The organism is Mesorhizobium sp. M0678 (assembly GCF_040320505.1).
Taxonomy (GTDB): Bacteria; Pseudomonadota; Alphaproteobacteria; order Rhizobiales; family Rhizobiaceae; genus Mesorhizobium.
Map to the genome: position 1 here is coordinate 415,494 of NZ_JAMYPT010000003.1, position 16,082 is coordinate 431,575.

15 protein-coding genes are annotated in these 16,082 nt (G+C 56.6%); 2 read left to right on the plus strand and 13 right to left on the minus strand.

Features of this window, described 5'->3' with window-relative positions:
• Positions 1 to 126 precede the first annotated feature (126 nt).
• From NKI29_RS08560 to NKI29_RS08580, 5 genes are read right to left on the minus strand one after another with little or no spacing between them, the layout of a single operon-like run.
• Positions 127 to 1,443, minus strand: a complete 1,317-nt coding sequence (locus tag NKI29_RS08560; RefSeq protein ID WP_352795885.1) for an O-antigen ligase family protein — start codon at positions 1,441 to 1,443, stop codon at positions 127 to 129.
• Complete coding sequence (locus NKI29_RS08565; protein ID WP_352795886.1) at positions 1,440 to 2,624, minus strand: tetratricopeptide repeat protein; 1,185 nt, start codon at positions 2,622 to 2,624, stop codon at positions 1,440 to 1,442. The genes NKI29_RS08560 and NKI29_RS08565 overlap by 4 nt, the downstream gene beginning before the upstream one ends.
• Positions 2,587 to 4,965, minus strand: a complete 2,379-nt coding sequence (locus NKI29_RS08570; RefSeq protein ID WP_352795888.1) for a GumC family protein — start codon at positions 4,963 to 4,965, stop codon at positions 2,587 to 2,589. The genes NKI29_RS08565 and NKI29_RS08570 overlap by 38 nt, the downstream gene beginning before the upstream one ends.
• Positions 4,966 to 5,015: 50 nt before the next feature.
• Positions 5,016 to 5,804 (minus strand): polysaccharide biosynthesis/export family protein, encoded by a 789-nt coding sequence (locus tag NKI29_RS08575; protein ID WP_352795890.1) that lies wholly within the window; start codon positions 5,802 to 5,804, stop codon positions 5,016 to 5,018.
• Positions 5,804 to 6,613 (minus strand): tyrosine-protein phosphatase, encoded by an 810-nt coding sequence (locus tag NKI29_RS08580; protein WP_352795891.1) that lies wholly within the window; start codon positions 6,611 to 6,613, stop codon positions 5,804 to 5,806. The genes NKI29_RS08575 and NKI29_RS08580 overlap by 1 nt, the downstream gene beginning before the upstream one ends.
• Positions 6,614 to 6,685: 72 nt before the next feature.
• Between NKI29_RS08580 and NKI29_RS08585 the strand changes: the two genes are divergently transcribed.
• Positions 6,686 to 6,916: a hypothetical protein gene (locus NKI29_RS08585; RefSeq protein ID WP_352795893.1), complete on the plus strand. Its 231-nt coding sequence runs from the start codon at positions 6,686 to 6,688 to the stop codon at positions 6,914 to 6,916.
• Between the two features lie 213 nt (positions 6,917 to 7,129).
• Here the strand turns inward: NKI29_RS08585 and NKI29_RS08590 are convergent, their stop codons facing one another.
• The 5 genes from NKI29_RS08590 to NKI29_RS08610 all read right to left on the minus strand — a co-directional run bounded on the left by NKI29_RS08590 (position 7,130) and on the right by NKI29_RS08610 (position 11,388).
• Entirely contained in the window at positions 7,130 to 7,618 is a 489-nt protein-coding gene (locus tag NKI29_RS08590) for a hypothetical protein (protein ID WP_352795987.1), read from the minus strand.
• Between the two features lie 298 nt (positions 7,619 to 7,916).
• Positions 7,917 to 8,390 carry a hypothetical protein gene (locus tag NKI29_RS08595; protein ID WP_352795894.1) on the minus strand — a complete coding sequence of 158 codons (474 nt, stop codon included), beginning with the start codon at positions 8,388 to 8,390 and terminating at the stop codon, positions 7,917 to 7,919.
• A 22-nt stretch (positions 8,391 to 8,412) separates the two neighbouring features.
• Complete coding sequence (locus NKI29_RS08600) at positions 8,413 to 9,588, minus strand: glycosyltransferase family 4 protein (protein ID WP_352795896.1); 1,176 nt, start codon at positions 9,586 to 9,588, stop codon at positions 8,413 to 8,415.
• A complete protein-coding gene (locus tag NKI29_RS08605; RefSeq protein WP_352795898.1) occupies positions 9,585 to 10,559 on the minus strand; it encodes an NAD-dependent epimerase/dehydratase family protein in 975 nt (324 codons plus the stop codon). Before NKI29_RS08605 ends, NKI29_RS08600 begins: the two co-directional genes overlap by 4 nt.
• A gap of 4 nt (positions 10,560 to 10,563) precedes the next feature.
• The gene (locus NKI29_RS08610; RefSeq protein ID WP_352795900.1) at positions 10,564 to 11,388 is read right to left on the minus strand and encodes a class I SAM-dependent methyltransferase; all 825 of its coding nucleotides are present in this window, start codon (positions 11,386 to 11,388) and stop codon (positions 10,564 to 10,566) included.
• A gap of 361 nt (positions 11,389 to 11,749) precedes the next feature.
• On the opposite strand from NKI29_RS08610, the gene NKI29_RS08615 reads away from it, so the two are divergent.
• Entirely contained in the window at positions 11,750 to 12,610 is an 861-nt protein-coding gene (locus NKI29_RS08615) for a hypothetical protein (protein ID WP_352795902.1), read from the plus strand.
• Between the two features lie 70 nt (positions 12,611 to 12,680).
• On the opposite strand, the gene NKI29_RS08620 is transcribed toward NKI29_RS08615, so the two are convergent.
• The 3 genes from NKI29_RS08620 to NKI29_RS08630 form a co-directional block, all read right to left on the minus strand.
• Positions 12,681 to 13,757, minus strand: coding sequence for a glycosyltransferase family protein (locus NKI29_RS08620; protein ID WP_352795904.1), 1,077 nt, complete (start codon positions 13,755 to 13,757; stop codon positions 12,681 to 12,683).
• A gap of 231 nt (positions 13,758 to 13,988) precedes the next feature.
• Positions 13,989 to 15,287, minus strand: coding sequence for an O-antigen ligase family protein (locus tag NKI29_RS08625; RefSeq protein WP_352795905.1), 1,299 nt, complete (start codon positions 15,285 to 15,287; stop codon positions 13,989 to 13,991).
• Between the two features lie 22 nt (positions 15,288 to 15,309).
• Positions 15,310 to 15,993, minus strand: coding sequence for a class I SAM-dependent methyltransferase (locus NKI29_RS08630; protein WP_352795907.1), 684 nt, complete (start codon positions 15,991 to 15,993; stop codon positions 15,310 to 15,312).
• Positions 15,994 to 16,082: the final 89 nt, after the last annotated feature.

Below are 16,082 nucleotides of genomic sequence, written 5' to 3' on the forward strand. Positions count from 1 at the left end.
GCGACCGATTGCACGTGGTAGGGGCAGGAAAATGTTGCCTGAGCCTCGGAACCCGAGAGCCAGGAGCCGGCTCGCCTCACGGCGGTCCGCCATGTTCTGGCGACGCCAGCCGTGGCGACGAGGTCGCTAGGACGAAGTTCCGATGGGAACAAACAGCTTGTCACCGTTGTGATCGATCTCGATCATCTCGCTCTTGCGGCTCAAGCGTTCGGCAAATCCTTTGTGGAAGATGATGGCGTTCATATAGGCAAAGGTCATCGCCAGCGCCCCGGTTCGCAGCGGATAATCGACCAGCGAATGAATGAGAAGAAAAGACACCGACAGGAATGCCGCCTTCTGAAAGGGGTCACGGCGAACCCTGGCAAGTGCAGCAAAAAGCAGCACGAAATAGCCTACCATAAGCAGGATAGCAGGAATTCCCCCTTCGAAGGTAATTTCAAGGTATTCATTGTGAGCATGATTCACATACTCCCTGAAAATCATGCCTGCTCTTTCGTATATCTGATAGGCCTTCTGGAAATTCCCGAATCCAATACCTGTCGCCCAATTGTCTTTGATGCCCTCGATTGTGGTTCGCGCAAATTCTCCTCGCCCGAACGCCGGATCAAGCGCCTGTGCATCCAATTTGGTCCAGGCGCTTATCGTGTAGATCGAAAGTGCGATAAAGATCAGGAGAACGCCGAACCCACTCGCCCTCGAACGAGCTGAGAGAAAGACCACAGACAATACCGTGATCGCCAAACCGATCAGAACGCCGGCGCGAGAACCGGCGGCCAAAAGAAGCAGCAAAAGCCCGATCAAGCCGAAGGATCCGGACAAGAGATGTCCGCGGAACAGACCGTAATAGACGACGAAGGGAATAGATACAAAAAGCAACGCCGAAAAATGATTTACGTTGGCAAAAAGGCCGGCATTGATCGTAAAAGGCAACAGCCCGACAATAGCGACGTCGTCGGAGAGCGAATATTGAATCGCTCCCGCCAAACCATTGCAGATAACACCCATGAAGAAAAACGGAAGGAGCGCGCTGACCTGTTCCGCACGCAAACGCAATACGGCCAAAAAAAACGCTGCGGCGGCCAAAAGGTAAAGCAGACATTCGACCGTGCGGCCGAGCCCAACGCTGATGAAGCGAAAACGGCTTTCTCCAACCCAGGCATCTCCAAGCAACAGCTCCGGCCGCAACCCGTTGAATATGGCTGCCGGCAATGGGACGATTTGCAAAACGATCAACGCCACGGCGAAGATCAGCAGCCACAGAACAGAATGGGGGCTTCTCTGGCCAGGAGCTTGCGAAAAGACGGCCGCCGCCGAGGCAATTGCCGCGACTTCGATCAGCGTGTCGGTAAGGAGGCCGCTTGCCGTGCCGCCGCCGATCAGCAGCGATACGAACAAGACCGAGCCGAGGAAATATTTATCCCATTCCGACGAACGGTCATTCAAGATGGAAGTCTCTCGATGCTCAATTTGTGCATTACCAAGGTGCCGACATATCGAAATCGCCAGCTCTCGGCAATGGCGGCCGTCTGCAGTGTCAACAGTTGCATGGGGCAGTCAGTCGGCCCGACCGAAAAAACCTGACTCAGACTTTGTCGGTTGAATGTGCCCTCAGGAATGTTGAACCGTGCGATCTCACCGGCCGGCCCCAGACATCTGATCGACCAGAACAACTCCTTTGGAAGCTTCAGGTTGCGTGCAGAGGCGACCAGCGAAATCCTATAGGAGCCTGGGGGCAGCGCGACGTACTGCTGAAGGGCTGTGTTCTTGACCGGTGTGTTCAAAAACCGGACCGTCGCGCCACTCTCGCCTTCCACCGCATCCTGGGATTTCGCAAATGTAATTTCCAGGCCCGATTGATCGCGAGTCTGCCAATCGAACGGTTTGCCGCCGGCGACCGGCTCAAACGTGCCGTTGAAAATATATCCAACCAGCTTCCGCTCTTGATCGGACAGGCTGAAAAGAAATAGCCGATATGCCGGTCCATATTCCCTCTGGCGAAAATAGCCGTTGATGACGGCACTGAGTTCGCCCGAATTTGGTGGCGCGTTTGATCCGGTCAAGTCGAGCAGCAGCCGATTTGCGAAATCGAGCCCCTCGGAGGTTTTGCTAAGGGCGTAGATCAGACTGACCCTCCAGGGCGCCTCCGCCTTGATGGCCGTCAGCACGGCTTGGTATCCGTCGGGATCTGAGAGGATTTTCGGTAGGCCATCGGAGATCGCCGGAAATTGGTCTGGCCATCGCCGCAGCAATGTGTCGATCTCGCCGACAGCCCTTGACAGATCACCTGTCTCGGTCGAGTGGCCGATAGACCTCTGGAGCGCATGGATTTCCGTCTTGGACAATCCTAGGGCCTGATCGAAAAGCTTATAGGCTTCGTCTTTCTCGCCTTGCCGATATTTGATCTCACCGATCAGGCTGTAGAGACGTGCGTCGGCCAGATTGAAACGAAGCGCATCCTTGGCCCTGGCAAGCAAGGCCTCAAGGTCCGGAGCGTTATTCGTGTCGTTCAGATCGCTGGTGATTTCGCTTATCAGCGCATCGACGTTCAGCGGATCCAGCGCAAGAGAAACGGCTGGCGTTTCCGTCTCAAGTAACCGACTTAGCCCGATCGACGAAGCCGCCAATACTAGAACGGATGCGACGAACCAAACGCTTGAACGCCGGAGATTTTGCATAAGCGGGCTGGTTTGCTCCATGATCCACGTTGCCCTCAATCTTCGCTGTATTCGCGCCGTAGTTGTAATATTGGTAGTTCATGTACTTGTAGGCGTAGTTGTAGTCGAACTTGTTCACCGCAAATTTGGACATCGCGGCCCCAACCACATTGGCACCGGCGGCTCGCATGCGCTTCAACGCCGCTTTGGCCGACTTGCGCGTCACCTGATTTGTAGAGATGACCATCAATGTGCCCTCAGCGAGCCGGCTGAGAATAGGAGCATCCGAAAGGCCAACGATCGGCGGCGCGTCGATGATGACAAGATCGAAGCGCTTGCCGAGATTGGTTATGATAAGAGCCATCTTCGGTGACGAGAGCAGATCCGCTGGGTTTGGCGGGATCGTGCCAGAGGTCAGAACGGTGACGTTGGGATATTTCGTCGCCCTGAAAATGCTCGCCAGATCCTCCTTGCGAACGGTGTTTGTCAGCAGATTGCTTAGTCCGATCGTATTGTCGAGACCAAACAGGCGATGGAGGTTCGGTTTGCGGAGATCGCCGTCGACAATGAGAACCCTTGCGCCGAGCGCGGCAAAATCCTGGCCGAGTTTGAACGATGTGGTCGACTTGCCTTCCGAAGGCTCCGAACTCGTGACGACCAGCGATCGTGGCGCGCCTTCCGCACCGGAAAACTGCAGCGATGTTCGAAGCGAACGATAGGCCTCCGACAGGCCGGATTTCTGATCGGCAATAGCGGCCACGAGTTCCCGGTCATCGACGAGCGGCAAGATGCCGAGCATCGCCAAGCCGAGCTCCTTTTCAACCTGCTCGGGATTGGTGAAGGTGTTGTTCAGGAGTTCGATGACATAAATGACAGACGCGCTCAGAGCCAGGAAAAGCGCCAGCGCTATGGCGACGTTGATGCCTAGGCGCGGCGAATATGGGCGATTCGGCTGGGCGGCAAAATCTACGATTGCGGCGGTTTGCGTCTTGAGTTCGGAGCTGACACCAACCTCGTTCAGCTTGGCGATGAGGCTATCATATTGCGAACGATTTGAATCCACTTCGCGCTTGAGGATCGTGTATTTGATGTTCTTGTCGTTGAAGATAACCTGCTGCTTTTCCATCTCGACAAGTTTGGCCTTCAAATCGGCCTCCTTGTTCTGTGCCTCCTGGTATTTCAACCGCAGCGAATCCGTTATAGCAAGCACGCCGTTGTTATAGAGCCGCTGCAACTCTTTGATCTGCGACTGGAGCTGCTGCATTTCCGGAAAACCAGGCTTTAAAATACCCAGTTTCTGCTGGTACTGGCTGGTCAAATCAGCCAGCTTTTCACTGAGCTTCTGCAGACCTTCGCTTTCCAGGACGGGGGCCAAGCTCGAACCGCGGCCTTTATCTATCTGGTCTACCACCCGCCCTGCATCGAGACGATCCTGAATCGCTGTCGCAAGGGCGGTGTTCAGCGCCTCGATATTCGACCCTATCAGAGACTTGTCGTCACCGGTTGTCGTGATGCCGGCATCCTTCGCATACGCAACCAGTTCTTCTTCCGATTTCTGAAGCTTCTGCTTCACCTGCAGGACCTGTTCCTGGATGAACTGTCGTGCGAGATCGGATGTTTCGCTTGTCTGGTCGAGGCGCTGGTCAATAAAGCTTTGCGCGACCTGGTTGGCTACATCGGTTGCATATTTCGGTTTCTGATCGACAAACGTGATCGACAGCAGGCTCGTGTTGGGAACAACGTTGACGGTGAGATCACTTAGAATGCGCCCGATCGCAATCGCCTCGCGTTGCTCCGGCGTTTTCTCCTCAATGGAGGCCGATTTGGAAATTCCAAACGCGCGATAGAAGATGTTTCCGAGGGAAAAATCCGGCGTGGGGAACAGGAAATCCGGTTTTTCACTAAGTCCTAACTGGAAGACAACGCGCTGGGCCAATGCACGGCTTTTGAGCTTTTCACGAGCCGTCAGGAAGGCCCGGACGTCCGCGTTTTCAGAAACCACCTCGATGTCCTGGAAGACCTTGGCCGAAGGAACAAGCACCTCCAATTGCGTGGTCGCCTGATATTTTGGCGTCTGCATCATGGTAACGATGACGCCGGCGACAAGTCCAGCCGCCGCCATCATGACGATCAGCCAGCGGTACTGGACAGCGTAAAAGAGCAGCTTTAACGGGCTGAAACCCTCATCCTGCTCCGAGTGGTCGCGACCATAGGGGTTATAGTTTTGCGCACCGTCATAATAGAGGTCCGGGGACAACGCTTGGCTATGTCCTGGGCCTGCAATTTGATGCTGTCTGTTACGATCGAGCATTGTGCGAGGTAATCCTAGGTTTCGTCTGTATTCCGAAATACGACCGCGATTTATAGTCCTGGGATCACGGCAATTCGGGCAGCACTTGAGGCAACACCGAGGGCGTCCTTGAGATTGTTCATCGCGATTTTCGACTTCGAGGCGAAGACGACAATCTTGTCGCCACCATAGATCCGTGGATTGCCGCTCTTGCCACCACGAATCTCCTCGACGTTGTAATTGGCGACCAATGTGGTTGGGCCGATAGTGCGATAGACAAAGACTTTTTTTGCATCCCCAACGGTATTGAACCCTCCAGCAAGGGCGATCGCGTCGATGAGAGAAGAATTGCTCGACACAGGATAAATACCGGCCTTGCTGACTTCGCCATCGACGGTTACGCGCTGTCCGATCGACTCCCTGATGAAAATCGTCACATCAGGAGATTGCAGGTATTTGGCGCCGTAGCTCGTCTCGATCTCCTGCTCCAACTGGCGAACGGTTTTCCCTGCCGCGGTAATGGTGCCGATAAGCGGAAGCGAAATTTGGCCGCCAGAGTCGACTTGAACCGTTCTGTTCAAGTTATCGACCTGAAACACATTTACATCTAGCACATCGTTCGGAGACAGAGGCTGCTCGCTGCCGTTCTGTGTATTTTGCGGCGCAGGCAGTTCCTTCACTACCTTCAGCGCACCGCCGCCGGAAAGTGGCGTCGATGACGACGTCAGTTGCAGCGCATCCACCGCACTCGAGGAAGTAGCTGTCGTCGACGAGGTGCTCGTGCATGCCGACGTTGCAAGCGAAGCTAGCAAGACGAGTGCTGTGCCTATGTGGCTTTTTGCCAAATGAAAAATGCCCATCACGCTGTCCCGCCCTTGAATAGGCGGCCCAATCCTCCGAAACGGCCAGCGTTGCCGGCGCTTGGTTTTCTCGGACGTGCTTTTCCGACCGGCTCGATGGGCCGGTTCGCCAATATTTCGCCTGGACGTCTCAACACCATGTTGCGGGCCTCGTCTTCCCCACATCGCTTGGCAGCAGCAGCAACCGCCTGTGAAAGACCGGGACGCCGGCGTGTGGCGCTATGAGTGTCCGATGCGATGATATCCACCCTGCCCTCGTCAATCAGCTTTTCCGAATAATAAAGCGCCGTGCGTCCAAAAGCACCAACAATCGAGTCTGCGGTAAGCTGGATAAGACAACCCACTGCATTCAACCTCTCGATAACGTCGTAATTCGTTTTGATCCAGGTCAAACGCTCAGGATGAGTAAGAATCGGGATAAAGCCGGCATTTATCAGGCGTAGAGCAAGATCCTCCATTCGTGGAGGTAGAACATGATGCGGCGGTTCGAACAGAAAATAGCGCGACCTATTTAAGGTTGGCACGCTGCCCGCCGCCAACCGGTCGGGAAGATCCGGCGCTATGTGAACATCGGCGCCAACATAAAGAGCTAGTGGTATGGCCGCACGGCGCAGCGCCTGGTCCAACTCTTGCACTGCTCGGACGATGTTCGACGTTCCGTTTTCGTATACGCCGGGTGTCACGTGCGGCGTGCACGCCATGTGGGTCGTTCCGTCGGCCACCGCCAGTCGAGCCATTTCCAGCGATTCGGCAAGACTAGGCGAGCCGTCGTCGAGGCCGGGCAAGATATGGGAATGCAGATCGATCATGGGCGTTTGTGACTGCAACGAAGCAACGTAGCATTCCAAAAAAACATAAATGCGTCACCCGCAGGAGAGCGAATGACGCATTTGTCAAGTTCATACGATACGATGGATGCCAGATTCCGGCTACTGGCGGACAGAGTTGTCGTCATCATGCAGGCCGATGATCAGCGCCGCACCGGCGACAACAGCTGCGCCTCATGTTTCGAGCGCTACACACATGCCGCCCTCCACAGGATTCACTTTGATCGTCGCGTTTGCGGGACGTCGTATCCGAAACTTGCACCAACACGCAGCAACGAAAATTGAGATTCGACCATTTTGCCCAGATCGACCGGCACTTCGCCCTTCATCCCGGCATGTTCGCCAGCCTCAGACATCCGCATGTCGCCTTGGCTAACCGATCCTACTGATACCGCGGCCACGATACCAGCATACACGCCAGCGCCGCTCTGTCGCCAACAACAGACACAGCAGAAGCGCCACACGCCTCTGCTGCCGTTGCCCTATTTACCGGCCGACTTAGTCGCTAACGGCGTGGCCGTGATCTTTGTCCGCCGTTGCAGCCAGAACACCGGCCCCAAGAGCCATGCCGCCAAAAATGAAGAGCGGCGTGTTGTTGTTTGTGTTAGGATTGCCCGTCTGGGCGGTCTTCTCAGAACCTAGGACATTGAGGCAAATCTTGTTCTCGACCCGAGAGATATCAAGCGTCGAATTCGCCGGAACGCTCAGATTGCAGCCGCCGACCTGAACCGAAGCCGAGCCCTTGGCGCCAACCACGACACGACTGCCGAAATCCAGCGCGCCGCCCGCTTGCGCCGGGCCGTAGCCAGCCACCTGCGAGACCATTACGTCGCCATTGACGCGGCCGAGCGATCCAATCGGATTTACGCCGTTATAGGCGGTTGCACAGGTGCACGACCCGTCCTGCGCGAAAGACGACACCGGGGCGAAGCCGGTCAACACAACAACTCCGGCCAACGCACTTTTCAAAACTAGGTTCATCCGCATCAATCCTTCTGTCCCACGTTACCTGAGGCCCACCCAACCGCTACGGTACTCAAAAGCGCGTAACAGCTTTCTGCGCCAATTCCAACCCATTTCGCATATGCGAGATAATTTTTGGTTTCGGTGTGGTTGATAGAACACACCGTCAGAATATCGTAACGAGCCATCTTTACAGCCGGCTAATAGCGGGCTACCGGCGGACCGATTTGCCGCCACAGTCGCTCAGACACACTACACAAACCCTTGCAATCGACAATGTCGTGACATCGTCCGTCCAGCCTTCTTCCATTCGAGGCAAGAATTACGAGCCTGGCGCGCAAGACTTGTAAGTCGAGCCCGCCTGCGCGGGCTGCCCGCACAGAATGCCTGCCTCGACGAGCTTTGCAGCCAGATCCGTACCGTCGGAGGTGACGCACTGCACGACGACGGCGTCACGGAATTTCGGCGCGACATTGCCGTCGCACGGTGTCCCCAAGCCTACGGGTTTGCATGTCAATGCGAGTCCTTGATAGTCCCGGCGCATGGACTCGGTGACCATGACTCGCATTGACTGGGGCTTGGCAAATGCGACGCCGCACAGCACGATCTTGCGGCCGGCGACCCGCAGATCGTCGATTGATTGGACGTCAAGCTTGCCATCGAACGATGTGAGGACTTCCACCGGCTTCGGCGCCGGTGCGCGAATATTTGTTCCCTTGTTGATGACGATGAAAAGAAAGCCGCCAGCAAACGCCAACGCTATGAACGCAAGTACGGCCATCTTCCCGATCGACAATTCCTCACTCCCGATTCAACAATCAACGCGCGGCGGATTTGGTCTTTTCAAACAAGGCAAGCAGTGCCGCCGCATAACCCCGTCGGCGGAGCTGTTGCCGGCCTTGCAGCACGGCGATGCTGTCGCGGACAAAGCGTGGGCGCTGCCCGATTTCGAGCAGACGCTGCGCCAGAGCTTCCGCATCGTCAGGCGGGAAGAAGAGCGCGTCCGGAGCCTGCTCGCGATGCAGCCGGATGTCGGACAGCAACATGGGCGCGCCCAGCGATTTCGCCTCTTCAACGGTGGTCGACCATCCCTCGAAGTGGGAAGGGTTCAAAAGACAGTCTGTCGCACCGATCAGAGCAACGACATCCTCATAGGGGATCAATCCGAGGTGTCGAAAATGGCCTTCGAGCCGATGTGCTTGCGCAAGGCCCATCAGATGCTTGAACAAGGTCGGATCGCGTGGATCCGTGGTGCGCCCCGTCATAATTATTGGCGGCAAGGCGTCCAACGCTCCGAGCCGGGCTATATGCTGCAACGCCTCGACGACCACTTTGTGGTTCTTGTGGATCCAAAACTGGTTGGGCAGGAAAAAGAAGCGCTCGGGCAGATCGTGCGCCCGGCGCGCGGCTTCGGTGCGCGCCATGACGGTGCCTGGATCGAGATCGATGGCGAAGCGCACGACGGCGGTCTTGCCGCGCGAGGCCGGGTAGAATGTTTCGCAATCGGCGAGCGCATCCTCGCTAGAGAGCATTATGGTGCGGTTGCCGGACGTCTGCAGACGGAACCCTAGATCTCTGCGCCACCAGGCGCGACGCGGAAACAGATGCGGCAGGCGACGGTGCTGAAAATCCGGAATCCAGGAAATGACCGGTAGCGGAAATCGGTTGCCGAACCACTGAGCGACTTCAAACACAAGATCGATGCCGTGCGCGGCGACAAGATTCGCAAAAGCCCGATCGCTTCCGCTAGCGAGTGCGATCAGCCCTCGCTTGCCAAGCCCGGCGCCCGTGACCCGGTCGTCGACGATGGCAGGCGCGGCCAACATGTGATCAAAGGACGTGCCAACGCTCGCATGCTGCTCGGGCGTCAAAAACAGCTTCGCCTGAACCTTGCCGCCCAACTCCGAGGCGATGACGCTCAGCATATTACGCAGATAGGACTCGCCGCCGGACCACGTCCCGCGGCCAATGAGCGTGAAGCCGACGGTGGTCAAGGCGCGAAGCGTCGCAAATCGCCGACCGGCTCGCCGAGAACCTCGGCGCGATACCAATCGACATATCCCGCAATGCCCTTGCCGAGCGGCATCTGCAACCGAAGTCCCTCCGGGACGCCGGAGGGATCCGAGATCAGATTGACAGGGTCGCCCGGCCGGGATTCTCCCGAAAACGCGAGGCGATGCTTCCCGCCCCAGGCTTCCAAGACCATCCCGGCAATCGTGCTGACGGACGCGGCGGCGCCGGCACCGCCATTATGGACCGCGAAGCTTGCTGCATTGGCGGGCAAGACGCGATGGATCAATCGCACGACATCCGAGACATGGTGCCAATCCCGCATTTCCGCTCCGGTGCCACCAAGCACAATGTCGGTTTCGCCTGCCGCGAGCCTGCCGCAGAGGTCCCAGAGAAGTTGCTTGCGCAGCCCCTCGCCGTAGACAGAGAAAAGCCGTGCCACCGAGACCGGCTGCCCGTATGCCGCGCAGTATGACCGGCCGAGTTCCTCCACCATGCGCTTGTGATAGCCGTAAGGGGAATAGGGATCGAGCGGTGCATCGACACCGATCGGGCCGAAATGGCTACCGCCATAGACGGCGGCGGACGATGCCAGAACGACGGAGGTATCCGGTGCATGACGACGCAAGAAATCGAGGATGCAAGCCGTGGAACCGACGCTTTGTTCAAAGTCCTTCAGCGGCTCGGCAATCGACCGGCCTACCGTAGAGCCGCCTGCCAGATGATATACGGCTGCCGGCCGGCCATATGCGGCCAGAGCAGCGCCCATTGTTTCCGCGGTCACTCCGCCGGAAAAAAAAGCGCCGCCAGTTGCGATGGCGAACCCAGGCGCTTCGCTTCGGCCGAAGCCAAGGACAACGTGGCCTTGCTGGGCAAGAAATCGCGACAGGTGCAGGCCAATGAAGCCACCGGCTCCAGTCACCCAGACAGGCTTCACCTCGTTCAGCTGCGTCACCAAATCAGCCCTTCCCTTGCTTACGGCAAAGGAAAGAAACCAGGCGCCCGGGCCGGCGGTCAAGCAGTGCTGCTACCGCGGCGACGGCGCCGAAGGGCACAGGAGACAAGGTCAAGCGCGCGAGCCCCGACAGCGGCCCGAAGAGGGAGGCGAGTCGCTCGCGAATTTCGGATGCTGTCATCGGGTCATAATTCACAACCGATTGAAAAGAGCTCATTTCGCGATCGATCGTCAGTCCTGCCCCCTGCAGCGCAGCGCGGTAGTCTGCCAGCGTGAAGGCATTCTCCCCGCCGTAGAGATGATGCAACGGATGAGCGCGCAGAAACGGTTCCAGCTGTTTCGGTCCGGAAATCACATGATCGCGCAACGACAGGAACGTCGCGCCATCGCGAGAGAGCCGCGCAACTTCGCGGCAGAATGCCGGCAGGTCATGCGCATGATGAAGCACTTGCCTGGCAACGACCAGATCATATCCAGCGGCGCTCAATGGGATAGCCTCGCCGAACGCTTCGAGCACATCGATATTCGTGCCTGTCTTCTCGGCAAGTGTCCGGATTGCGGCAGCACCGACAAGCGCGCTGGGATCGGGCTCGACCGCGGTGACCGACCAACCCTCGCGCGCCAGCGCATAAGAGAGGATGCCGTTTCCGGCGCCGAGATCGAGAGCACGCCCGGCCTTGCGCGGGATCATGCCGCGGACCGCCTGAAACTCCGCACTTTCGTGGTAACGCTGCGCCGCGGCGACCGGATCATCGAAATAGGCGGCGCGGGCGAGATCCTTCATCGAAGGCTCGCTCATGCACCAGCGGACGGCATCTTCCCAAGTCATGGCCGCTTCAGGCATGAGAAAAACCCGTCCGCCGGTTCTCCTGGGCGGGATTTCCAGCAACAAATGCGCAGGCTGGATTCTTGGTCAAGACGATCTCGATCTCCCCGTCAGATTTGTCAGATGCGCCGACAATAGGCGTCGCCAAGGCAGCTTGACGAGCTCGACAGCGTCTTTGGTCATAGGCCTGCATGCTTCGCCCGTCCACACTCCAAAGCGATATTCCGGCCTGCTTGAGAAGCACGGCTCCCGCGTCTACCTTGAGCGGCGCTTGAATCACGCTTCCGTCAGGACGTTGTCCGGAGCGTCCAGCTACGCTACCGTTTCTCGACTCGTCAAGTTCAGGTTATGAGGAATTCAAACCATGCGAATTTCGGCCGCGCAAAATTTCGCCAGTTGCCGACGCCAGATACCAAACATCACGATTTTCAAGACGGCATTGTGCGTAATGTGCCTGCTAACCGGTTCGTTGTCCGCCACGGCGCAGCCGCACGCTTCGTTTAAGCTCTTTGCGGCACTGACATTGCTCGGCGGGCCCGATTTCCGCGCCTTCGGTTTCGAGCGCCTCACGATCGCAGACCCTCATGTTCTCGGGTTTGACGTTCCCAACGCCGGCCAAGTGCAGCAAGCCCTGAAGCTGCCGAGAGGCAACCAGTATCTCGTCGTCGACATCGAGACCTGGCCCGTGGAGGGCCCGGAACAAGCATCATCCATCGCGAAATATCAGAAGACGCTCGGCGCTTTCAGAAAGGCAGACCCGAGCGTGAAGCTCGGGCTTTATAGTGTGTTGCCGATCAGGGATCATTGGAGAGCAATCGGCCATGAAGGTCCCGCTGCGCTGGACGAATGGAAACAGCAAAACACCGAGATTGCGTCCTCCCTGGTCCCTTATGTCGACGTGCTGTTTCCATCGCTCTATACATTTTACGGCGACAAGGACGCATGGGTGGCCTATGCCCAATCCAACATTGATGAAGCACGAAGAATCTCACAAGGAAAGCCGGTGTACTGCTTTCTTTGGCCGCAGTTTCACAAGACGCTCGCCTTTCTGCCGGGCGATTTCTGGTATCTCCAGCTAGCCACTTGCAGGAAATTGGCGGACGGCATCGTAGTCTGGGGCTCGATGCGTGGCGGTCCACGCGATGGACCTGCAAAATGGGACGAAAAAGCGGAATGGTGGCAGGCCACTCTGAAATTCCTTCGAGAAGAAGGTAAGATACCTTAAATCAGACTTGTATGGCTACAAAGCTCGGTGAGCGCATTCGATCAGACAGAAAGCCTGATCTGACAGTTTGTTATACCAATTCGAGAAACCGCTCAAACTGGCGTTTCTTGCTGTATTCCTCACGAATGGCGTGATTGCCGGCCCAACCGATGCTGTCCCAGCTTGCGTCGTCCAGCCGACGTTCGATAGTTTTCAATGCGTCCTGCGGGTGCTCGTAGACCACCATGGTTTCCCCGTCGCGCATCGGTGCGGGATAGTTGCCGGAGTCGGACACCAGCAAAGCGCCAGCGCCCATCGTCTCGAAACAGCGCATGTTACCTCGGTCCGGACCCGCCATATCGATCGAGGCGTTGACTACGATCTTGGCTCTTCCGAGTTCGGCATACATGGCGCGACCGAATACCGGAGGCGCGCTGACACTGCGGATTGTGCGCGGGCGGCGCACCGCACGCAGAGGACCGAACCAGCCAAGCGGCGTTTCCGCGAGCGGCGTATAGCGCGACAGATCGAGGTGGAAGACGACGCGGCGGCGGCTGGATAGACTTGCGACCGCTTCCAAAATCTGCCTGCGGCGCTGGTGATGGCGACTGTAGCCGCCGAAAAAGAGGACATCAATATCCCTGTTCCGATTTGCGGCCACGGTATCGAGCTCCGGATCGTGAGCGGGAGAAAAGTGAGCGGTCCTGGCGCCCTGTTCTTCCCAAAGCTTTCGCATCGACGGGAAATTGCATACGACGAGATCATAACCGGAAAAATCAATCTTGCCTGGCGCAGCACGCCACGCAATCTTTCGCTTCACATGCCCTGGCAGCCGTCGCACGAAAGATGCGTCGTAACGAAATGGATCAAGATTGTAGAAGATGTCCGTCTTGTGGTGCTCGATCTGGGCAAGAAGGACATCGGCCAGCGATGCATCTTCGCCCAGCCCGTTTTCGAGCGCCCATGCCCGCTGCAAGGATTCGTCGTCTCCGTTCGTAAAAAAGGCTTCAGGGCTGCCGGCGTGCACCGGCGATAGGATATGCGCCGCCCCGTAGCGGTCGTTCAAAAACACCTTTTTCTGCGGCTCGAACCCACGAACTCCCGCCGCAAGTCCAGCGAGTCTGGCCCGGTAACTTGGCGAGATCCCGGAATTTTGAAAAATACGCATGGTTGGTTCCCGTTGGAGTTTGGTCTCGGAGTCCTGGAGCGCTGATAGCGATCCCTATTGGCCGATCAGGCGGCGACCCGCGGGCACAGCGCGAGTGCCTGCAACCAATCGCGCGAAGCTCGACCACATGGAGGACGAACCCAGCGCTAGTGCCGATCAAAATAGGACTTCAGTCCACTGTCGTCAGCTTACTCATCGCGACGGGACGCTCAACGCTAACAAGCCCGACTCCTAATAAGCCCCAATCTCCGGATTGCGGTTTTTGGCAAGAAATCCCTGGTATCCATACCAAAACGATATCGTCAGAGCGGAGGTGACCCAGAAAAGCGAATTTCCCCACAGGCTGCCGCTTGCCATGCCGGCGATCACTTCCCTGATAAATAGCACTGCAGCCAGCACGGCAGCTAGCGGGAATTTGCCGGATCGAATGATACCAACCGTCGATCTGAGCGCCAAAACTATGTGAGCCGCAAACGGCAATGATCCCAGCGCCCCCATCGCCATCAGCGATTCAAGATAAATGTTGTGGGGATAGAAATTGAACCGCATCTCGACCACATAACGCCCGAACACCGGGTTTTCTAGAAACTGCCTCCAGGCTCCAGCGTACAATTGGCTGCGTACCATTGTGGATTGATCGGCATCCACGTTGATCGTTTGAAGCCTCGCAATGACAACGTCGATGAGATCCACGCCGCTGGTTGCCAAAATTGCCATGGCGACAACCAATGCTCCCAACACGGCGAACACTCTTTTTGAGCCTTTAAGCAACAGTATGTAGACTAATAGAGCCCCCGCGCCAGCAATGTATGCACCGCGAGACCTGGAAAATACGACCGCCAACAATAGCATCGGACCAAGTATCACAGACTGGATAGTTAATTTCTTTGTCTTTCCCAACACAAGGAAAAAGTATATCAAAAATGCGAAACCCGTATGCCCCATTGCTATCGGGTTGATTTTGTCGAGGGACATCCTTTCGTCCTGACTCATGAACAGCATGTCCCTGTTTAGATACAGTCCAACTAGAAAAATAACGCAAAGAATATTCATAACGAAAATCAGATCTGAATTTCTTATCGCCCTGTCCATCGACGCGATAAGAAGTGTAGAGCCGACACCGGTTACCAGGAAGACGCTAAACACCATCATAGGGCCAGGCGAAATGTTTATCGAAGATAGATAAACATTCTCAACAAGCCTACACAGATACAGTACGAAAAATAACTTCATTGGAATAAGTGCGGCCGTTGACGACTTCAACTTTGCTGGAAGAAGTACATAGGAGCCGATAGTTATCAGAGCAATGGCCAACCTTACCAGGATCGACCCAGTACTGCCTTCTGGATCAAACTTGTTTACCAAACCAGCGAAAGCATACACGCCACCGATCGCGAGCGCGAAGGCTGCTGCTGGAGAAAACAAAATTCGCCGGTCAACGTAACCCCTCAAGTGCGCAAGTCGATGACCAATGCCTCCTCGAGTGAAACCGGCGGATGCGCCGTAGCGAAGGTTGGCTCTCTGAATCATGAGACTGGTCGGACCTCAGCAATCACACAGTGAAGTGTGCCACGCCGTGGACACCGCGGGCTATGTTCCCTTTGGAAAAAAAGGATAGAAATTTGATGCCGAAGAGATCGGCCCAAAGCCGCAATATCTGTTTTTCGCCAAGGCGATGGATATCGTCGAGAAACACGGCGTAATCTGGCGCGAGTTGCGCTTGGAGTGCCGGAAGTGCGGGGTAGCGCGCCAGTTCATATCCAGTCTTGTAGGCAGGCGGACCATCGACAAGCACACAATCGACCGACAGATCCTGCACAGCCGCTGCAACGGCCGCTTGATCATACCAGTCCAGGCCATTCTTGCTCAAGGTGCAAGGTCCTAATGGCGCGTGAACGACCGAGGCGAATTCGGACAGATTCAGTGCTGCGAGCCGATCTTCAACGAATGTTGCCCATTCCGCGTCGCTCTCGAAGCTGACGATCCGGCCACCAAGCCGTGACAGGATTTGGGCAATGTAGATCGTCGAAATACCACTTCCGAATTCAACGATCGTCTTCCGGGAATTTATTTCAATTTCGTTAAGCACGACCTGCAGGGCTGAAGGAAGCAGGGACGCGTCGGACCACGGCAAGTATGGTAGACCTAGCCGGGATAACTCTACCGCCGCTCGTGTGTCGTTGGAAAGGTGCGCAAAGCGGTTCCACTTTGTCGCGATCCTGTTAAGCACCGTCATGCGCTAATTACTCCGCTTCGCTTCGGTAACTGATATTGTGGCCAAGGACGCCCGCCGCACTGGCCGCAACTGAAGGCCAGATGACCTTG